This is a genomic window from Coleofasciculus sp. F4-SAH-05, assembly GCF_040222985.1.
GTDB lineage: Bacteria > Cyanobacteriota > Cyanobacteriia > Cyanobacteriales > Coleofasciculaceae > Coleofasciculus > Coleofasciculus chthonoplastes.
The window spans coordinates 14,044-32,983 of sequence record NZ_JAVKBY010000131.1 but is presented as its reverse complement, the minus strand read 5'-3'; the positions used below and the strand labels follow the sequence as shown (position 1 = coordinate 32,983).

Here is an 18,940-nt window from a genome sequence, read left to right as displayed (position 1 = left end):
TTGGGTACTTAACAAGCTATTTTGTTTCGCTAACTCCATCTAAATCAAAGATTCTAGATAGGGACTGCGCTAAACTTTCGTTCAAAGTCGATGGCACCGGAACCGTCTACGTCCACCTCTTGCATCATGTCATACAATTGGGCGTCTGTGGGATTTTGACCCAGCGATCGCATGACGGCACCTAACTCGTCAGCAGAAATTTCACCACTGCCATCTTCATCGAAAACTCTGAAGGCTTGCCAAAGTCTTTCAACTTCAGCTTCGTTCATTTTCTTTGCGTTTTGTTTATTCATTTCTGCCAATTTTAAAGCAAGTTCCCAAATTTAATTTCATTTTCCTTCTAAAAAACTATAAAACGGGTCATCCGTCAAGTTGATTCAGAAAAGTCTGTGTCATCCGAATTTAGGGAAGAAAACAAATGATACCAATTTGGAGAACCTGTTTGGGCTTCTTTCACTTCAAAGGTGACATGACAAGCCTGGGGTTGTTCTAGCGCCTGAAGGCAAAGTTCAGCAACATCTTCGCGACTGACTTTTCCTCGAATATTATCGCCTTGCTCAAAGGCTAAACCTTTACCGCCGGGTTCTTCAGTCAAAGCACAGGGACGGATAATCGTATAGGGAATACCACTTTCCCGCACCGCATCCTCTCCCCGTAGCTTCCAGGTGAGAATTCCGCCTAATTGGTCATTCATTCGCACGATTTGCACTTCTTCTTCTAAGTTAATTCCGGGACGCCCTGGACGGGTGACGCCAGCAGAACTAATCATAATAAATTGGGGTAATGTTGAACCGTTGTATGCCTTGATTGTTTTCACTTGTAAGGAAAACGTTCCGGGTTCAAAGTTAGGATTCAGTGCACCATCATACTCAAACTTACTCAGCATCAATTGCACGGCGTAAATATGACTCGGATCAAAGGGTTCAGCATCGGGGAGCGTTTTGGCACGAAAGACAGGAATCAGCGCCTCAAAAGGAACCCGAACATCAATCCAGGTATCTTTTTCTGTATCAAAGGAATAGCAATAGGAAATCCCATCCCATCTTGATTCAGTTCGCAGGATAAACTTATACCGTTGTCCATCGCCTTTAACCCGAAGTTCCATCCCTTCATATCCAGCTAAATTTAAAGGTGAATCGAAGTTACGGGTGCGAACGGAAACAAAACCACCAGAGTTTTTTGTCGATACTGTTCCACTGAATAATGCTGCCTGATCAATCAGTCGAATTGAGCTTTCACTCACACCCCCCATAACGACATCATCTACAGCCCCCCAGGTTTCTTTCACGTCATCTGAGGGATGTTTGAAATCAAAAATGAGTTGGTTTCCCAGTTCTAGATGATGTGCCGCAACTTGGACTAAATTCTTAATCCCTTGATAGTCTACAATTTCAGGACTATCAACCACTTCTGGCATATAAAATTTGATGCCTTGATAATATTTTTCCCGGGTTGGCGTATCTCCTTCCACAGGTTGCACCCGCACACCTGTGCAGCAAATAACGGCGGAGATACCGTCCATCATGGCAGGGGTTAAGGTTTCTGGGATAGTGATATCGGCTTCAAATAGTTCCACCTCATTTCCCAGCATTTCCCGCCCACGCTGAGTATCTCTAACTAATGCGCGTACCGGATAATCCCGTTCTCTCAGACGCCGCACGACTCGCTTGCCAACGCCACCCGTTGCACCCGCTACCAGTATCTTACCCAATCGTTTTCCTCTACTTTGGTTTGATTTATGATATTTTGTGTTACCTGAAAATAAGCGTTTTAAACAACTAATAAAAGGGATAACCTCAAAATAGGCTAATGTTTTGACAAATCGACCAGCATCCCATTGGGAGCGATTATTCTCAGTCATCATCCCCTCCTATACTATTTGTTTTTTTCAGTGTACCGAATTTGGCAACGGGGATGAATCCGCGATCGCTATAGCGGATCGTCTTGTGGTGCAACCTAGATTAGGTGTAGGGGGAACTATTCTTCTGCCAGAATTACTTCACTTTGATAACCGTCTGGAGTCTGTTGACGAAAAACGTGCAATTGTCGATTTTTAAGATTAAGTACCCAATAGTCAGCAATTCCCGATTGGGCATTAATAATCTGTCCTGCAATTAATTCAACCGATTCATCGGGCTGCAAAATGCCCACTTCAGCCATTCGATGGTACTCTTCAATCGTCCACAAGCGGAGTTTGACGGGGGGTTGAGTTTTTGGCATAACTTTTCTTGCTGAGATTGACCCATGGTTATCAATAGTTTGAGGATTCATCGTTTATTGTACTCACTTCTCTCCCAGCCAGCCATATCGTTTACTGTGCTGGGATGGATACTTGGTATTGAGCTTCTCGAAATACTTATCAGTCACGGTATCAGTTCCAGAGTTGACAATCACGGATTTTCCGGTAGTTTAGTATAAAATGCTCGAATCTGGACTTGTGCGCCCTAAGCTACATCCAGAATAATGTTTAAGCTGAATAGGTTTAGCTGTGAGTTCTAAGAATTTACCGGAAACCACTGCCTACGTTCGGATTACCCAGCACTCGTGGCAACAGGGCAAAATTGAAGGAGATGTTCAAGCGGCGGCTTATGAGTGGCAGTTTCAATGGCGTTTTCGCCAAGGTCAGTTGGTCGTTAGACCTGCTTTGGGACGTGCTTTAATCCAAGAACCACTGGGTCGATTTTTAGAGCGTTGCGATTACCAGTTGGAACCAGGAGGAGATTATGCGTTTACCATTCGGGCGGAACTTTAAATGTTGGGATAAAGGGGGTAACACAAGTGGATTGGGTATCAGCACTAACTTAAGGCTGGTGGGCAATGCCCACCCTACTAGGCTACTAGGCTACGGTATATCAAAAGTTTTGACGTTTAATTTTGACTGTTTACCGAAAAATTGGGTCTAAAGCCTCGTCCTTATAGGACGACTTTGTGTTAAAATTAGCTTCGAGGAAAGGGTATTAAACCTCTATAAAAACCTTGGGTCCGAGAGGCATCGCACCTTGAAAACTAGCCTTAGAGGGTTCTGTACAGTCCGTGCTTGTACAGGTAAAAAGTCTAAGCAACAAGCACGCCCAAAACACATTATTTCTTGTTTTCAAGCTTTACGATAGGGCATATCGAAACTAGCTTCTGTAATGGAGCAAAACGCTTCTGGAGAGATGCTCCTCTGGTATGAAATAAGACCCCTGTTTCATAGTAAGAGCGCTCGATGAAAGAAGCGCTACTCACGCCTTCAGGCTGAGGAGTGTCAAATAACGCTCAATCAACAAGATAGCAACAATATCATCAATCGGTCGAGGTGGCTGGCGCATCCCTTGGGGAATTAGGCGTTTGAGTCCTTTGGGGGGGTACATTTGCCAGTAGCGATCGCGAGCTTCTAATGTACTATAGCGTTCATCGACTAAGACGATGGGTACAGTGGCAGAAATGGCTTCACGAATTTTCCCTTGCCATTGCTTCGAGGTGGTTTGGTTCCCCATAACAATTGTCTCAATGGGAAACTGCTGAGATAGTTTTTTAATAGTGGCGATCGCCTGGTCTGATGGTATCACTTGATGATAGGAAATTTTTTGGTCTTTCCCTTTTACGGCTAAACCACATTTATCTCGTCCTGGGTCAAACCCTAATATCATAATTAAAACTATCTATTCTCCTATTTTAGACTTGACATCAGCATCTGGATAGATTCTTCATTACGCTTCGCTCCACTCAGAATGACATGATTGGGTGATGACATGATGGGTGGCTGGGAGAGTCATGAGTATGACCAATGACGAATGACCAATGACGAATTACATCGACTTTCGATATTTTTCCAATAATTCTGGCAGGTAATCATATCCATCTACCCCAATTAAGGGAATAATTTTTGACCGTTGCTGCTGTAGGACTTCTTGGAATACTTCTCCTCCCAATTGCCCTTGCAAAATCGTCAGTAATCCCACGGCTTTGCGCCAGTCTTCTGTGCCAATTTGCTCTAATAAATATCCGCCCAAGCTACCTGTGTAAATCGTTTTACTCCAGTTTTGCAACTGATAGTAGGCTTGCGCCAAGTACGCTAAGTTGAGTCCCTGCAAATATAAATCTCCAGAAAATTGTGCGGCTTGCCACCCTTGTTCTAAATAGGTAATCGCTTCTTGGGGGTTTTGCACAACCACATAAGCAATTCCTAAACTACATAAACATAGGGCTTGACTTTGGCGATCGCCTAATTTTTCTAATAATTGCCGCCCTTGTTGCAGGTACATGATGGCGCTTTCGTAAACATCGGGATCAAGGGCTTGCTGTTGGGCTTGAAACACCTCACTATAACCTAAATTCGCTAAGGCGTTGGCTTCACCTAATTTATCCCCGGCTTGCCGTGCTAAGATTAATGCCCGTTGACTATAATTAATCGCCTCGGCATAATTTCTCTGTGCCACACAGATTCGGCTTAAGTGATTGTAATTGGCAATCTCACAGACGCGATCGCTAGCTAAACGGGCAATCTCTAAGGCTTGCTCATGGAATTGTATTGCCCGATCATATCGACCTTGCGCCCGTTGGGAATAGCCTAATAAGGTGAGAATTCGGGCTTTCTCTTCAGTTCCCTCGACACGCCGCAAGGGTTCATCCAGGTAATCCATGGCATTCCGCAGATAATTCCCACTTAAGGAGGCAAAAACACCACCATACAGGGGAAAATATTCCCGTTGGGTAAAGGTGCGGAGAATTTGCAGCGTCGCCTGAAAACAACTATCTACTAAACGTTCCCGTTGAGGAACTGTTGCTTGATTTAAAGCCAAGGCAAGTTGTGACCAGATTACCGCAAATACGATAAAGGTGGAAATCGAGAGTCTAGCCCCCATTTTGGAGTTATAGACTCGTTGATCAAACCACTTAACTAACCGACGTTGTAACCATTGCAGAACAAAGGTTAATTCCACCCAAGCATCCAGTTCTAACGTTGGCTGTTGGACAATCCATTTATCGAGAGGTTGATTATACGCCAGCGCTTGGAACAATGACTTAGGTAGAGGACGATTCACCTTTTTTGCCCAGAGTCCCCAAGGTCCTCGTTGTTCAGTGAGTTCTTCAAATCCCAAGGAACCCTGGCTTTGCTCGTATATCCAGCTTACTAAATCGTTTTCCAAATTCCCCCAAGCGGCTAATCCCCCAGTAATTCCTTGGGCTAGCTGTTCAAGTTCCGTAGCGCGATCGGAGTCGGAACTGGTGGATGCTTCTTGATGAAGGGTTTGGGCTAATTGAGCTAACTGAGATAGATTAAGGACAGGTTCTCGATTTGGATCAATCGCCCGTAGCCAAGCGCTCAACCGTTCACTCTGGTCAGCTTTGGTAATCTCTTGTGTGGCGGTTGCGATCGCCTCAGACACCTGATTTTCCTGCTGTACCCGTTCCCATTCGCTGCTAATCATATTCAGCGCCCTCTGCGCCCGTATCGCTTTAGCCTGTTTGAGTTCACTCGCCGGATTATCGATTTCCTCCTGAGTGCTGCTCTGACGTTCATCCAGACAGCGTTCAAACATTTCCCCGGTTCCACTGCTGACACCTGACGCCAGCTTTTGGTAAACCTGTCGCTTGGAGCGGATTTTTCCTTTCAGCGTCGCGGCGACAATTTCGTCAATCAGTTGAAAACAGCGATCGCGTAATGGTAAAGAGTCTGTCATCGTTTTTTGTTCTCAGAACCTACGTTAATATCCTAGACTTAGCCATCGTGCAGAATTCTTGGCTTATAGGACAAAGAGTAATCTTGCGACCTGGCAAAAAGCAACTTGGTTCAGAAGACATGATGGAAACTACAATCAACTCTAGAAATGATACAGTGAAACCCAACAAGCCACAGCTTACGCCACACGCCTTTTAACCCCAGAGACAACCATGCGTACCCTGTCTCTCCCCTATCCCGACGACGTACTGATTACGTCTGGTAAATCACCCCAAGCCTTAGAAGCTGAACTAATCTTCTTGCTCGCCGTTAAACTGTTCGAGTTACGTCGGCTATATCTGGGCAAAGCGGCTGACTTTTGCAACATGAACATATTTGGCGAGATTGTAGAGACTAAAATGCAACGTCTCTACAAGATGGTTGGGGAAACCAAAAAGGTTTAATATAGGGCGACCCGAACCAATTGAGTGGATTTGAGTTGTTCAGTGATGCAAGCGGGTCGCCCCTACATTCCCTGAATGTGACATACTCCTACACCGTAATCTTTGATTCGGTGTTTGATTAACATCTGTCGCGATTAATTAACTGTCGCGCTATCTGACGAGGAATCCCATAACTAACCAGGGTGATGGGGGTGAATGGAGTTTGATTTGACACGGATGCCCCTAATTGATATTGATACGGTAGGGGCACGATATTATCGTGCCCTAATCAAGCCGCTCTTAAGAGCGATCGCGACAGCACCACGCCCTGATAATACTGTTGTAACTGACGGGTTGCGGCTGACCAACTCCAGCGCTCCGCTTCCGCCCTAGCGTTTTCGCGTAAGGTTTCCCGTTCGGTTCGTTCCTGGAACAGACGTTGAGTCGCCGCGATCGCGCCTTGTTCATCCCTGGGATTAAATAGGTAGCCGTTCACCCCATCAGTGACGATATCTGGAATCCCCCCGGAACGCGCTGCTACAACTGGGCACCCCGCCGCCATCGCTTCGAGTAACACTAATCCCAAGGTTTCGGTACGGGAGGGGAAAATAAACGCATCCGCCGACGCAAAGGCAGAACCTAACGGTTCACCTGTCAGATACCCAACAAAATGGGTGGGAGTTCCGGCAAAATGTTTTTCCAAGGCGCTGCGATGAGGTCCATCTCCCACCAACGCCAAACGCGCACCGGGAATCGATTCCAGAACAGGTTTAATCCGATCAATCTCCTTTTCCGCCGACAAACGCCCCACATAAAGCAGCAAGGGACTTTCCGGGTGTCCTTGGGACAAGTGCGATCGCATCTCGGTTGACGCCAAACTGGGACGGAATGTCTCCGTATCCACCCCCCGTTGCCACAAATCCAAGCGTTCAATCCCGTGCCCTCTCAATTCCTCCACCATCGCCGTCGAGGTACATAAATTAAGTTGGGCTTGGTTATGATTTGCCTTAATTAATTCCCACATCACAGGTTCTAACATTCCTAACCCATAATGCTGAAGATATTGGGGTAAATGAGTGTGATACGAGGCAACTAAGGGGATTTGCATCGCCTTCGCATAATAGAGTCCCGCTAACCCTAATACTGCCGGATTCACCACATGAATTAAATCCGGTTTAAATTCAGCTAACGCCATGCCAATCGCGGGTCGAGGTAATGCCAGTTTCAGTTCGGGATATAGAGGTAATGGAAACCCGGAAACGCCATAAATATTGGCACCTTTGTGTTCTGTAAGTCCCCCATCAGGACAAATAACTAGAACCTGGTCGCCATTGCGTTGTAAATGGTCAACCGTGTGCCGTAATCGCGTGACAATCCCATCAACTTTGGGCAAAAAGGTTTCAGTGAATAAGGCAATTCGCATAATCCTGTGACTGTGTGCGGAGTAGTATTGTAAACGGTTGTCATTTGTCCTTTGTCATTTGTCCTTTGTCATTTTTCCTTTGTCAGGGTTTGAGGACTATTTACCAAACAAGCGTGAGCGTGCCGTTTGCTTTTGTCCGACTACTTATCATAGTGATGACAAGCTATCGGAACCTAGCAGAGGAGTGGGAGGAAACCCATAGTTTTTAGTTCCTCTGACTGAAACTATCGGTTCAGTAATTATGATGAACGCCTCTAGACTGAGTTGGGTTGAAAAAACAGGAACATCAACCACCGAAAACCCCATTTTTTTGATGTTTTATGTCTTTTCTACTATAGTTTTGAAATCCTGAACCGATAGTCGATAGGGTTAGCGCCGCCAAGACACCTTGGGTAAGATTTGTTTTTCATCTACACGGTGCTTGTACTTGCTGGCAAAGTTAAGTAAGGAATCGATCAGGGAATCAGAGAGGTAATGGGGTTGGAGTCCTAAACTTAACAGGCAAGTATTTTTGGCGTAGAAATAATGCTGTTCTAACTCAACTCGTGGGTTATCCAGGTGCTTAATGTCCACATCGATATCCAAATGGGTTCCAGCATTTTTCACCATCACGGCTAAGTCACCCACGCTGAACATTTCCGTGAACTGGTTAAATACGCGGAATTGACCCGGATCAGCCGGATTCGCGATCGCGAGTTCGACACAGCGCACGGTATCCCGAATATCTAAGAAGCCCCGGGTTTGTCCCCCTTTACCATAGACCGTTAAGGGATGACCCACCGCCGCCTGGATACAGAAACGGTTTAAGGCAGTACCGAAAACGCCATCGTAGTCGAGGCGATTAATCAGCATCTCATCCATTCCGGTTTCTTCGGTTAAGACACCATAAACAACGCCTTGATTCAGATCTGTTGCCCGGAGTCCCCAAATCTTGCAAGCAAAGTGGATATTATGGCTATCGTGGACTTTGCTGAGGTGGTAGAAGCTACCAGGTTGTTTGGGATAGGGTAAGGTATCTTTGCGCCCATTATGCTCGATGGTGATATAGCCTTCTTCGATATCGATATTCGGCGTGCCGTATTCACCCATCGTCCCCAGTTTGACCAAATGGCAATCAGGGAAGTCTTGTCGCATGGCGTAGAGAATATTTAATGTCCCTACGACATTATTCACCTGAGTCAGTACCGCGTGTTCGCGGTCAATCATCGAGAAGGGGGCAGATCGTTGTTCGCCAAAGTGAACAATTGCCTCCGGTTCAAACTGATGTAAGGATTTAATCAGGAAATCGTAGTCGGTAATATCCCCGACGAACAAGTCAATGGATTTACCTGTCAAATCCTGCCAACGCTGGATACGTTGTTGAATCGGTGCAATTGGCGTCAGTGTTTCTACACCTAGTGTCATATCCCAGTGACGGCGCACCAGGCTATCTATAATCCCGACGTCATATCCTTTTTTGGATAGATGCAGGGCGGTTGCCCACCCACAATAACCATCGCCACCAATAACCAAGACTTTCATAGTCGATCCATAAATTGTGCTTGCCGATACTCGGTAAATGTATCAGGTTTCGGGTACTCTCGAACCATTAAAATCAGCGATCGCACCATAAATCATCCTACAGGCTCATGACTCAACCTTCTCTACCCGCCAACTGTACCCTCCGACGCGCCTATTCTGGGGATCGGGGCGCGATTTTCCGATTGGTACTGGGGGCAAAACTTGATCCGACTCAGTTACGATGGCAGCAATTCTGGGTGATTGAATGTCAGGGACAGGTGGTGGCTTGTGGACAGTTGCGCCAGTTTGCTGACGCCCAAGAGTTGGGCAGTTTGGTTGTCGCCCGACGACGGCGCGATCGCGGTTTGGGAACGTTGCTGACGCAACATCTGATTCACCAAGCCAGCCACCTAAATCGCGAGGGGCTACGGCTTCAACCTTCACGAAGTGAAGGTAAGCCGTAGGGGAAGAGCGGGAAATACGAGGGCTAAACGCCCGAAGTATTTCCAGTTATTTACCGGTGGTATAATGAATGGTAGCCATGAAACAAGTCCTCATAATATTTTTTTATAATTCCACGAGGTACGGGAGATTCTCTTTTCTGACAAAATCTCAACAATTCGATTGTTATGTAACAATTATTATTATTTTCAGGAAAACATAACAAATTCGATTGACTTACCCAATATAAGTAGCTACAGTAACTAAGTGGCTATACTCCTGAAGATAGATGTTGAATCTATCTAGCTAGTCGTTTAATTAATAGTGACAACTGTCCTACTTCATACGGTGTGATTCCATGACAAAATTTATGAAATTTACCTCACTTGCGGCCTTGACGGTTACTACCACCGCTGCTACCGTCAGCCTAGCTAATGTCTCACCCGCTACAGCCGCTTCAATGAAATATGATCTACAAATCAATGGTATAGAAGTTGAAGCAGGAATATTGGGTGGTTCAACAACAATAAATGTAGCTGCAGGTTCCTTCACCACGAACGATTCAATGGATGTAATTGAATCCGTTGCTCTAAAGTTGGGGAGTCTCCGATTTAATCAAGGGGAATTTGTCACTGATGGCGCCCAAACCAATATTCTGTTCAGCACTTCTTCTGAGAGTCTCACTCTATTTGCCCTACCGCCACTGCCCCAGGAAATTGGTGGTATGGTAAGTGGACAAGCCACTTTGGCAAATGGAGATTTAACTGACTCTGTATCCTACAAAGTAACTAAACTTGTCTCTGTTCCTGAACCCCTGACACTCATGGGTTCAGCCGCCGCATTAGGCTTTGGATTCGTACTCAAGCAAGAGAATTCGAGAAAGAAGAATAAAGTTAACTAGTAATCCTAATCTATAGTTTTTGAGTTTTATTTGGGGCATCGCTAGGGGCGCAAACTTGCGCCTCTACAGTCTATTTAGCTTATCCGGCGATTCATCCCACGCTCTAATCTTCGATTGAGCGTGGGATGAATCGCCAGTTTATTATTGACAACTTGCTTGTTGTCAGCTAATATTAATTCTCTGGCGATAAGCAAGAAGTGGGCTCTTGCGTATTCCCCACTATAAAACGCCGCACTATAAAACGCCGGAAGCGTCGTTCTGAAACGGAACCCCAAAGGAAGCCTACAACCGTACCCGTAGGGTCGGTGTAGGAGGACGTCACATACAAATTAGATAGTTCTACTGAGGTTTGCCTACTCCCCCCGCAATGCCTCTAATTCTTCTGGCAAGGATAAAGGATTATATCCTAACGCAAACGCCTTGGAACTATCCAAGGAAACATCTGGAGGTCTTGGCGCTGCCATTTTTATCTCGGCTTGCTGACAATAGTTTAATCCTGCTTTGGGTAATTGTAACACATCCACCAGGAGACGACCAAATTCATAGCGTGATATCCGCTCTTTCCCGCCCAGATGCAGGTAGCCTTGAACCTTATCGAGGGCTAACAATAACCCTCTAGCGGCGGTGTTTCCACTCACAGGCGTGCGAAATTCATCAACAAATAATTTTAACTCCTCTCCCGCTTGTAAAATTTCTATAAAGGGCTGAATAAAGCTAGTCGCTGTTGGTGTCGCCTGACCAAACATTAACGGCATTCGGCAAATGGCTGTCTGAGGATAACGGCTTAACATCAGATTTTCAGCCCTAACTTTTTGCTCTCCATAATAACTAATTGGCGAAACCGAATCAGTTTCCCGATAGGGTGGGTTTAAACTGTTGTTCAGCTATTGGTAACAAGCAAGATTTAGTGGCTAAACCCGCCCCTACAGTGGCTAAACCTGCCCCCCCTACAATTAAAGCCTTAGACTACGCTCATTTTTCCTTTAGATATTCAAATGTAACCTCCCATCACTTTGACTCACAGGTTAGTACTTCATTAACAGGGGCAAATCCTTCGGGGTCATCATACCCAACTAACTCAGAATAGTAATTTTTGTTTTGCAGGAGAATAACCCGCGCTGTGTCCAAGGGGGTATCATGAAACGTGAGTTCCCGTTTGGTTGTCAGGGTAATATTTTCATCCACAATTGAGGGAAACTGTTCATAAGTAACAATTGTGCTTCCCTCGTCTTCTGTAATGGTAATATATGACCTCATGCCCAAAGGATTGGGTTTGCCAGACTCAGGATTATATTGACAGACTCTACTACTGCTAGAAGCGGCGCAACTCAACGGAAAAATTACAAAAGCCAGTAGCATGATCAATCGTGACAAATTAATTTTCATAATCAAGCCTTTGAATGAAGTTTGAGGATGTCGAATATCACAGAATGGTATGCTGGTGGGTTCTTGCGAAGTCGAAACGGTGGGTCTTTCCGAAGTCGAAACCCACCCTAAGGTATATCAAAAGGTTTTGGCGATCTCATAATGCTTAAGGAGCGTGCCATTCGAGCTAAGTCGATATCAGATACAGTTTGCTTTTTGGCTATTCAACTGATAGTTTAGCATAATAAGTTCTGTCAAACCAAATTTATGTAGAGGTTAATAAAGATTACGCGGCGTTGTCTGAACGGGTTGGTTGGCGTAGGGGTAAAAAATGGATCGGCTGTAATGATGTCATTTTTACAGATGATGCACCAATTGGACATTTACCCATTACTTGGTTAGTACCAACCACATTTTGGATGTATTGGTTGGCGCGTTTTGCCAGTGTAGGTTGGCGTTTACTGTTGGAGCGTTGGGAAACTTGTCACCCTTTACAATAATCTCTATGCTGCTTGATTAACTATCCTGATCACTAGAATTCATTTCTTGTAAAGACTGCCACCCCGGTTGCCAGAGAGCGCGGTCTTTAAGCTGTTTAGCATTCAACCAAAAGCGAACCGTAGGATCACAAGATGCCACCATTTCAGCAAAAACCCATTGACCCTGATTTTTGCGGTTGACCACTTGAAAATGTCGCCAACCCCAGGTTTGTTGCGTAGCTGTCCATTTAGAACCAACCAGATAGGGAAATTTTTGTTTTGCCATTAATAATTGGGAACGTAAGCTGTTATGCCTTTAAATTGAGAATGGGTAGCGAGCAAGATGCTCGCATTACAAAGGTTTTGCCATTTTTGACATTAAGGTTTAAATAAATGTCACTGAAATAAGCATTTTTGTATCGCCGAAACCTTTGATATACCGTAGGGTGGGTTTCGACTTCGCCAGGGACCACCAGCACACCAGTCAGTGACATTTTACCTAAACCCGTGATCTGTAGGGGCGGATTTTACTACTATCTTTTCATTTTGATCCAAATGTAACTAAACCCACCCCGATCAAGTGTTAAATTAACTCAACCATCTCCCCCATCTTCTCCATCTCCCTCATTTCTCATTCCTCATCCCTCATCCCTTACGCTGAGACAACAGGCGTGCTGCAATAATTCCACCAATAAAGCCAAATAAATGCCCCTCCCAGGATACACCAGGAACCGTTGGTAAAACACCCCAAATTGCGCCGCCATAGAGAAATCCCACGAGAAGTGAAAGTAAAATAGAGGGAACATTGCGTTGAAAATAACCGCGCAATAGCAGAAAACCGAGATAACCAAAGACTACACCGCTAGCGCCAATGTGAACACCAGGAGAACCAATTAGCCATACCCCTAAACCACTGACAACCATGGTGATGCCGGTGACAATAAAAAAGTCGCTGGTTTCTTGTAACATGACAAACCAGCCGAGGGTGAGGAAGGGGATAGTATTGGCAATTAGGTGAGGTAAACCACCATGGAGAAATGGGGCAAATAGAATACCCCTTAACCCAATAATTGTCCGGGGTAAAATACCATAGCTGTCGAGTGCGCCTTGGAAAATAACTAAATCAATAAGTTCTAAACCCCACATCACCGCGATGAGTCCGCCTAAAATGGTAGCCTGGGTTTTGACTTCACGGGCAAGGGCTTGGGTTTGTTGACGGACAAGTTTTCGGGTTTCCCGGTTACTCATGGCTTGACCCTCTGAGATAGATTGTTGAGTAGTGAACTACTCAGGCTTACTTCGTTGAAGCCTGAGCTTCTGGTTTCGCTGGGGATTGCGTCAGCTTAGTACAGACGCGCCATGGCGCGTCTCTACGCCCAAGCTTCGGTCTCACATCCCCTCCACCAGCAACAGTCCCAGTCCCTGAGACCGATAAATTTTGTTGAGCCTGTCGAAGCATTCTGACACCTTCCGCTCTAATATTTGAGTAGAGCATTACCATCTCTATCATGATGAGTGCTACAGCTAGGACAAGTCCAATTCCTAACCTCTAGCGGCATCTCGTCTACCTGATAATGACAGTTTGAGCAGAGTTTTGAACTAGGAAACCATCGGTCAATCTCTACCAGTACCTTACCCTCTTTTTCGAGCTTGTATGACAAGAAATTGACAAACATTCCCCAGCCTACATCAGAAATTGCTTTGGCTAGTTTATGGTTCCGAACCATGCCTTTAGTATTTAGACTTTCGACTACGATAACTTGGTTTTCGTCAACAAGCTTTCTCGATAGCTTATGTAAGTAGTCTTGACGGACATTACTAACTCGTTCGTGAACCCTAGCCACCAGTTTCCTGGCTTGATCTCTTGACTTGCTTCCCTTCTCCTTTCTAGCTAATTTTCGTTGCTTTCTCGCTAAGTTACGCTCATGCTTGGCTAAATGTTTGGGGTGATCAAACTTAGAGGTTTTCACCCCATCGTTAACAATGGCAAAATCCTTTAATCCCAAGTCAATCCCGGCAATTTTACCTTCACTTCGACTTGCGAGAGTGCTGACAGGAGGATTATCCCCTTCTACCTCGGTTAATACAGATGCAAAATACTTACCCGATGGCGTCATGCTAACCGTTACTGTCTTGATAGTTCCTTCAATTGGTCGGTGTATTTTAGCTTTGACTACGCCAACACGACCGGGAAACTTGAGGCAACCATCAACAACTTTAACCGATTGAGGATACTGAATGGATTGCTTATTCTTTTTGGCTTTAAACCTTGGGTATCTAGCTCTACATTCAAAGAAGTTTTTATAGGCAGTTACCAGATTAAGCGTCGTCGATTGTAGCACCTGAGAATAGCACTCAGATAACCATTGCGTTTCCTCCTGTTTTTTGAGCTTAGGTAAAAAGGCATTCAATGCAGAACGAGTCAAGCCTTTGCCCGTTGCCTGATAGGTTTCAATGCACAAATTAAGTGCATTATTCCACCACCAACGAGCGCAGCCAAAGTGTTGAGCTAATATCTCTTGCTGTTCAGTTGTTGGATATAGCCTAACTTTGATGGCTTGATGTCGCATCGCTTTCACCTCCTCTTACCACTATATATCATTTAATTTAAGCAAGTCCTGAAGATTGGAAATTTCGTTCTTCAATTTCCCGCTGTCCATCCTCACCCTACTTCGCCCTTGGGTGAGGACTTCCGCGACGCCGTTAAAAATTTTCGATCGCGACAGGTTCAATCGGTTCAGCTAACTCAAACCCGAATATCCGTGAATAAAAGTATAACTCGGCTTCTAATGTGCGCTTGATGTTCTCCGCCCGTCGGAATCCATGCTGTTCTTCGGGGTAGGTGATGTAGGCTACAGGTAATCCCTTTGCCTTTAACGCCTCCACCATCGTCTCGGCTTGGTTGGGTGGAACCACTTTATCTTCTAACCCTTGGAAGAAAATCACCGGACAGGACAATTTGTCGGTAAAATGGATAGGCGATCGCGCTTTGTATAAGTCTTGGCGTTCTGGATAGGGACCAATTAACCCATCCAGGTAACGGGATTCAAATTTGTGGGTATCGGTGGCTAAGGTTTCTAAGTCGCTGACGCCGTAATAACTCGCCCCGGCTTTAAAGATATCTCGGAAGGTAAGGGCGGCTAAGGTAGTATACCCCCCAGCGCTACCGCCTGCGATCGCTAACCGTTCTCCATCCACGAATCCTTGTTCAGCCAGGTACTTTGCACCATTGGCGCAGTCATCGACATCGACAATTCCCCACTGATTCTGGAGGCGTTGGCGATAGTCGCGTCCATACCCTGTACTTCCACCATAGTTAACATCTAAGAAGGCAAAACCGCGACTGGTCCAATATTGGATCTTGAGATTAAAGGTACTGGATGTGGATGCAGTTGGTCCACCATGACTTTTGACAATCAGAGGCGGTTTCTCGGTTTCGGGTGCTTGATAGTCTTTATTTTGGGGTGGATAGAAGAAGCCGTAAGCCGTTTGACCGTTTTCGGTAGGAAATGCGATCGCCTGTGGGGTAGAGAGGTATCCTTTATCTATCTCCAATGTTGTCGATTGACGCAGACTCTCTATCTGTTGGCTAGCTAAGTTCATTTGTACCACGGCGGTGGGTTCGGTAGCGGAACCGCCAATAAAGACGACGCGATTTTCTGTCACTTGCACCGATGAAATACTGGTATAAGGGGTTTCAATCGGGTTAAATTGTTTCGTCTGGAGATTGATATTCCCCAAGCGCCATCGACCTTGTACAGTATAGGCACAGATTAGGCGATCGCGCGATGAGATGCCATAAGTAGACATACCAAACACCCATTGAGGAAGACCAAACTCCGCCTCCATTTCACACAGAGGTTCTATCCCTTGCTGATTCCAGCGATAAAGATTCCACCACCCTGTCCGATCCCAAACAAAGTATAATGTGCCATCGGGTGACCATTCAGGTTTAAAGATTGACTCGTCAACCCCACCGGCAATACATTGCGCTTCACCTAATAATCCATTCCCTTGAATCGACGCCACCCACAGTTGTGTCCCATCCCATGGCATATTAGGATGATTCCACGTCAACCAGGTTAACTGAGAACCATCCGGACTTAATCGGGGTGAGGCGTAGAAGTCATTTCCTGTAGCGATAATTTGGATATCGTTACGATTATTTAACGGAATACTGACTAAGGTGTTAATTGGTTCCTTTCCCTCATCACTGTGATCTTCGCGCACACAAATCAGCCGTTGTCGCTGGGAGTCAATTACCAGATCAGCATAGCGGAGAGTTCCCCCTGACTCTGGGGTGATGGGTTGAGGTTCTGCATCACCCGTCTGCTGGTAAAGGCGCTGATCCTGATAATTGGCAAAATAAATAATCCCATCTTTGACCGTGTAAGCACCACCACCATATTCATGAACGCGAGTACGCACATTAAAAGGAGAGGGGGTAATATCTGCGATCGCGCCATTCCCGTTACGTCGTACAATTACATTACGTCCCGCTTCCATCGGTCGCGCTTCGATCCAGTAAGTATCGGTATCATCCAGGGTAATACTCCCCAAGCCAATCGTACCAGCCACGATGAGTTCGGCTGCGATCGGAGAGTTCCAGGAACCGTAGGGAGAGAGTTGCGGTTGAGTCATCGTTAATTAGATTATGCTGTCGTTCGTTAATTTTACCGACTTCACGACAGGATCACTTGGAGTATATGAAGAGTGGTGTAAGGTCTGCCTAGATTAACATAAGAGCGATATATGTCTCAATAAGTAAAATTACTCAATCACTCATTTAGAGCGCGTCCTCAGTAGGACTTGTTAGAAATGAACGCGATCGCCAGACTATTTTCTCCGTATATTTACGGAATTGCCACGGATTCTGATCAAGGACAGTAATCCTAGGGCGTCACCCAGTCCGGATAAGGATTTGAGCTAGCAAGCATTCTTGATCTGCCATGGCGTGAAGGCAGATGAACTCAAGAGCTAGGGATGGAACTACGCCGATACTAAAAGTCGTTAAATTTACAATACTATACACAAAACTTGATAAAGCTTTGATGAAGCCAAGGGCTTTTTATATAAAGATTCAGTAAAGATACAGAAAATCTCTTTTCAAGAAAATAAATTAGCGATAAAGTTACAGATAAGAGAGGAGTTAGTAGCTATCTCAAGATCTAGAAATAAGGCGGACGTTGAGACAGGGTTCTACTCAAGTCAACGTAAGTCACTGATACACTGATACCAAGACTTGTAAGTATCTAGGGACTCAGAACCTATAACCTATCTTTGACCACCTGATTTATTAAGATTCTGTAATTTTACCTAGGCTTATACTAACTCACTTCATTAACTTGTGTCAAGTTTACCTGAATTTGGAGATATATAGTATGAACCGTCTAAGTGTAATCGCGATCGCCTGTGCAGCTAGCACGACCGCCTTAGGATTGGTTACCAGTCCGGCTCAAGCCGCATCATTAGGAGAATTAATCCGAGATAACGGCACTTTGCAAGATGAGCATCTGACGTTTAGCAACTTCAGCTTTAATGTTGCTTGCCTCGATTTTAGTAACCCTAATGCGACGTGTGACGAGTTATTTGCCGCAGGTCATGTTCGTCCAACCAGTGCATTCCAAATAGGAGTCAGTCCAGCGACCACTCCTCACGGTCCAGGAATACAGTTTAATGACTTTTTCCGAGCTGAGGATGGCTACGGAATTGATATAGCTCTCAGCTATGATGTAACATCCACGAAACCCATCGATAAGTTTCACCTAAGTTTTGATGCCGTTTTAGATTCTGGACAAGTCGAAATTATTGAGACGGCGTCAGATATGGATGGTAATCAACTTGGACAACTCTTTGCCGATAATATCACAGGGAATAATGTTCCTGACCTAGCCGCATCGGGTTCCTTCAGTAAATCTGTTACTCAGTTTCATATCCTCAAGGATATTAATCTGACTAGTGAAATTGGTACTGGTTTATCCAATATGACGACCATTGACCAGGAATATTCCTCTGTTCCCGAACCTCTGACAATCCTGGGTTCAGCGGCTGCTTTAGGGTTTGGCGTCGCCTTTAAGAAAGAGCAGTCGAGGAAGCCGAAAAACCGGAAGTAAAAAGTGACCTCAACCCTGTACGGTCAAGGAGCATAACCCCACTTGATTTAGGCGAAGTCAGTGTAGGTAAAATTTGGTGAGATAGCAATTAGCTATTAGCCAAATCCTTGCCCTGATCGGCAAAAGAAGGAAACCGTTCAGTTCCGAAAAATTTACCGCCCTTAACCCGCCATGGGTCGGGCGGCTTTTTGTATGATTTTATATAAAGATTTCCTAAAAGTAAGTATAAATGCTTTCTCAACCCAGCTCAGTTTCAGGTACTCAAGCAGATTAGTATGAATAGTGAACCGGGTACAGGTCTATCGAATATGACGACGATTGACCAAGAATTTGCCCCGGTTCCCGAACCCCTGACCATTCTGGGTTCAGCGGCTGCTTTAGGGTTTGGCGTCGCCTTCAAGAAAGAACATTCACGGAACAAGAACAACCAAAAGTAAACAGCCGCGTTAACCATGTATCGTCAAGGGTAATAACGGTCAACCATAACTTGTCCGGATAGGTAAAGACTCTCACCATTCAGTCCCTGGCATTTTTCCGCCCTTAACCACCTAGTTAGTCGGGCGGGTTTTTGTGGAATTAGGCTACTGAGAGCATCGCACGATAATCTATGATTTGGTGTGCGGAAGGTTAC

At 45.3% G+C, this 18,940-nt stretch carries 17 protein-coding genes and 3 pseudogenes; 7 read left to right on the top strand and 13 right to left on the bottom strand.

The window, feature by feature from the left end; genetic code table 11:
* Nucleotides 1-53: 53 nt before the first annotated feature.
* The 3 genes from RIG27_RS16190 to RIG27_RS16180 form a co-directional block, all read right to left on the bottom strand.
* Entirely contained in the window at nt 54-269 is a 216-nt protein-coding gene (locus RIG27_RS16190) for an EF-hand domain-containing protein (protein ID WP_446346782.1), read from the bottom strand.
* Nucleotides 270-367: 98 nt separating this feature from the next.
* Complete coding sequence (locus tag RIG27_RS16185; protein WP_446346788.1) at nt 368-1,861, bottom strand: CIA30 family protein; 1,494 nt, start codon at nt 1,859-1,861, stop codon at nt 368-370.
* 116 nt (nt 1,862-1,977) lie between these two features.
* A complete protein-coding gene (locus RIG27_RS16180; RefSeq protein ID WP_446346664.1) occupies nt 1,978-2,271 on the bottom strand; it encodes a hypothetical protein in 294 nt (97 codons plus the stop codon).
* Nucleotides 2,272-2,488: 217 nt separating this feature from the next.
* Between RIG27_RS16180 and RIG27_RS16175 the strand changes: the two genes are divergently transcribed.
* Nucleotides 2,489-2,752, top strand: a complete 264-nt coding sequence (locus RIG27_RS16175; protein ID WP_006104974.1) for a DUF3146 family protein — start codon at nt 2,489-2,491, stop codon at nt 2,750-2,752.
* Nucleotides 2,753-3,224: 472 nt separating this feature from the next.
* On the opposite strand, the gene RIG27_RS16170 is transcribed toward RIG27_RS16175, so the two are convergent.
* Both RIG27_RS16170 and RIG27_RS16165 read right to left on the bottom strand, forming a co-directional pair.
* Nucleotides 3,225-3,632 (bottom strand): pre-16S rRNA-processing nuclease YqgF, encoded by a 408-nt coding sequence (locus RIG27_RS16170; protein WP_446346780.1) that lies wholly within the window; start codon nt 3,630-3,632, stop codon nt 3,225-3,227.
* Nucleotides 3,633-3,791: 159 nt separating this feature from the next.
* A complete protein-coding gene (locus RIG27_RS16165) occupies nt 3,792-5,666 on the bottom strand; it encodes a tetratricopeptide repeat protein (protein ID WP_446346778.1) in 1,875 nt (624 codons plus the stop codon).
* Between the two features lie 211 nt (nt 5,667-5,877).
* Between RIG27_RS16165 and RIG27_RS16160 the strand changes: the two genes are divergently transcribed.
* Nucleotides 5,878-6,108 (top strand): UPF0175 family protein, encoded by a 231-nt coding sequence (locus tag RIG27_RS16160; RefSeq protein WP_446346776.1) that lies wholly within the window; start codon nt 5,878-5,880, stop codon nt 6,106-6,108.
* A 268-nt stretch (nt 6,109-6,376) separates the two neighbouring features.
* On the opposite strand, the gene RIG27_RS16155 is transcribed toward RIG27_RS16160, so the two are convergent.
* A complete protein-coding gene (locus RIG27_RS16155) occupies nt 6,377-7,510 on the bottom strand; it encodes a glycosyltransferase family 4 protein (protein WP_446346774.1) in 1,134 nt (377 codons plus the stop codon).
* 369 nt (nt 7,511-7,879) lie between these two features.
* Nucleotides 7,880-9,031, bottom strand: coding sequence for a UDP-sulfoquinovose synthase (locus RIG27_RS16150; protein ID WP_446346772.1), 1,152 nt, complete (start codon nt 9,029-9,031; stop codon nt 7,880-7,882).
* A gap of 107 nt (nt 9,032-9,138) precedes the next feature.
* Here RIG27_RS16150 and RIG27_RS16145 point away from each other — a divergent pair.
* Both RIG27_RS16145 and RIG27_RS16140 read left to right on the top strand, forming a co-directional pair.
* Nucleotides 9,139-9,444 (top strand): annotated as a pseudogene (locus RIG27_RS16145) (GNAT family N-acetyltransferase); the annotation flags it as partial.
* A 377-nt stretch (nt 9,445-9,821) separates the two neighbouring features.
* Nucleotides 9,822-10,352 carry a PEP-CTERM sorting domain-containing protein gene (locus tag RIG27_RS16140; protein ID WP_446346770.1) on the top strand — a complete coding sequence of 177 codons (531 nt, stop codon included), beginning with the start codon at nt 9,822-9,824 and terminating at the stop codon, nt 10,350-10,352.
* Between the two features lie 353 nt (nt 10,353-10,705).
* On the opposite strand, the pseudogene RIG27_RS16135 reads toward RIG27_RS16140, so the two are convergent.
* Nucleotides 10,706-11,230 (bottom strand): annotated as a pseudogene (locus RIG27_RS16135) (SDR family oxidoreductase); the annotation flags it as partial.
* Nucleotides 11,231-11,360: 130 nt separating this feature from the next.
* Nucleotides 11,361-11,711 (bottom strand): hypothetical protein, encoded by a 351-nt coding sequence (locus RIG27_RS16130; protein WP_446346414.1) that lies wholly within the window; start codon nt 11,709-11,711, stop codon nt 11,361-11,363.
* Nucleotides 11,712-11,968: 257 nt separating this feature from the next.
* Here RIG27_RS16130 and RIG27_RS16125 point away from each other — a divergent pair, with 257 nt between their 5' ends.
* Nucleotides 11,969-12,217, top strand: coding sequence for a GUN4 domain-containing protein (locus RIG27_RS16125; RefSeq protein WP_446346786.1), 249 nt, complete (start codon nt 11,969-11,971; stop codon nt 12,215-12,217).
* Between the two features lie 16 nt (nt 12,218-12,233).
* Here the strand turns inward: RIG27_RS16125 and RIG27_RS16120 are convergent, their stop codons facing one another.
* The 4 genes and pseudogenes from RIG27_RS16120 to RIG27_RS16105 form a co-directional block, all read right to left on the bottom strand.
* Nucleotides 12,234-12,482, bottom strand: a complete 249-nt coding sequence (locus RIG27_RS16120) for a TIGR02450 family Trp-rich protein (RefSeq protein ID WP_446346410.1) — start codon at nt 12,480-12,482, stop codon at nt 12,234-12,236.
* A 359-nt stretch (nt 12,483-12,841) separates the two neighbouring features.
* Entirely contained in the window at nt 12,842-13,444 is a 603-nt protein-coding gene (locus tag RIG27_RS16115) for a rhomboid family intramembrane serine protease (protein ID WP_446346767.1), read from the bottom strand.
* Nucleotides 13,445-13,490: 46 nt separating this feature from the next.
* Nucleotides 13,491-14,766: pseudogene (locus RIG27_RS16110) on the bottom strand (RNA-guided endonuclease InsQ/TnpB family protein).
* 133 nt (nt 14,767-14,899) lie between these two features.
* The gene (locus RIG27_RS16105) at nt 14,900-16,837 is read right to left on the bottom strand and encodes a S9 family peptidase (RefSeq protein WP_446346765.1); all 1,938 of its coding nucleotides are present in this window, start codon (nt 16,835-16,837) and stop codon (nt 14,900-14,902) included.
* Between the two features lie 740 nt (nt 16,838-17,577).
* Here RIG27_RS16105 and RIG27_RS16100 point away from each other — a divergent pair.
* Both RIG27_RS16100 and RIG27_RS16095 read left to right on the top strand, forming a co-directional pair.
* A complete protein-coding gene (locus RIG27_RS16100; protein ID WP_446346763.1) occupies nt 17,578-18,309 on the top strand; it encodes a PEP-CTERM sorting domain-containing protein in 732 nt (243 codons plus the stop codon).
* A 275-nt stretch (nt 18,310-18,584) separates the two neighbouring features.
* Nucleotides 18,585-18,746: a PEP-CTERM sorting domain-containing protein gene (locus RIG27_RS16095; RefSeq protein ID WP_446346761.1), complete on the top strand. Its 162-nt coding sequence runs from the start codon at nt 18,585-18,587 to the stop codon at nt 18,744-18,746.
* Nucleotides 18,747-18,940 lie beyond the last annotated feature (194 nt).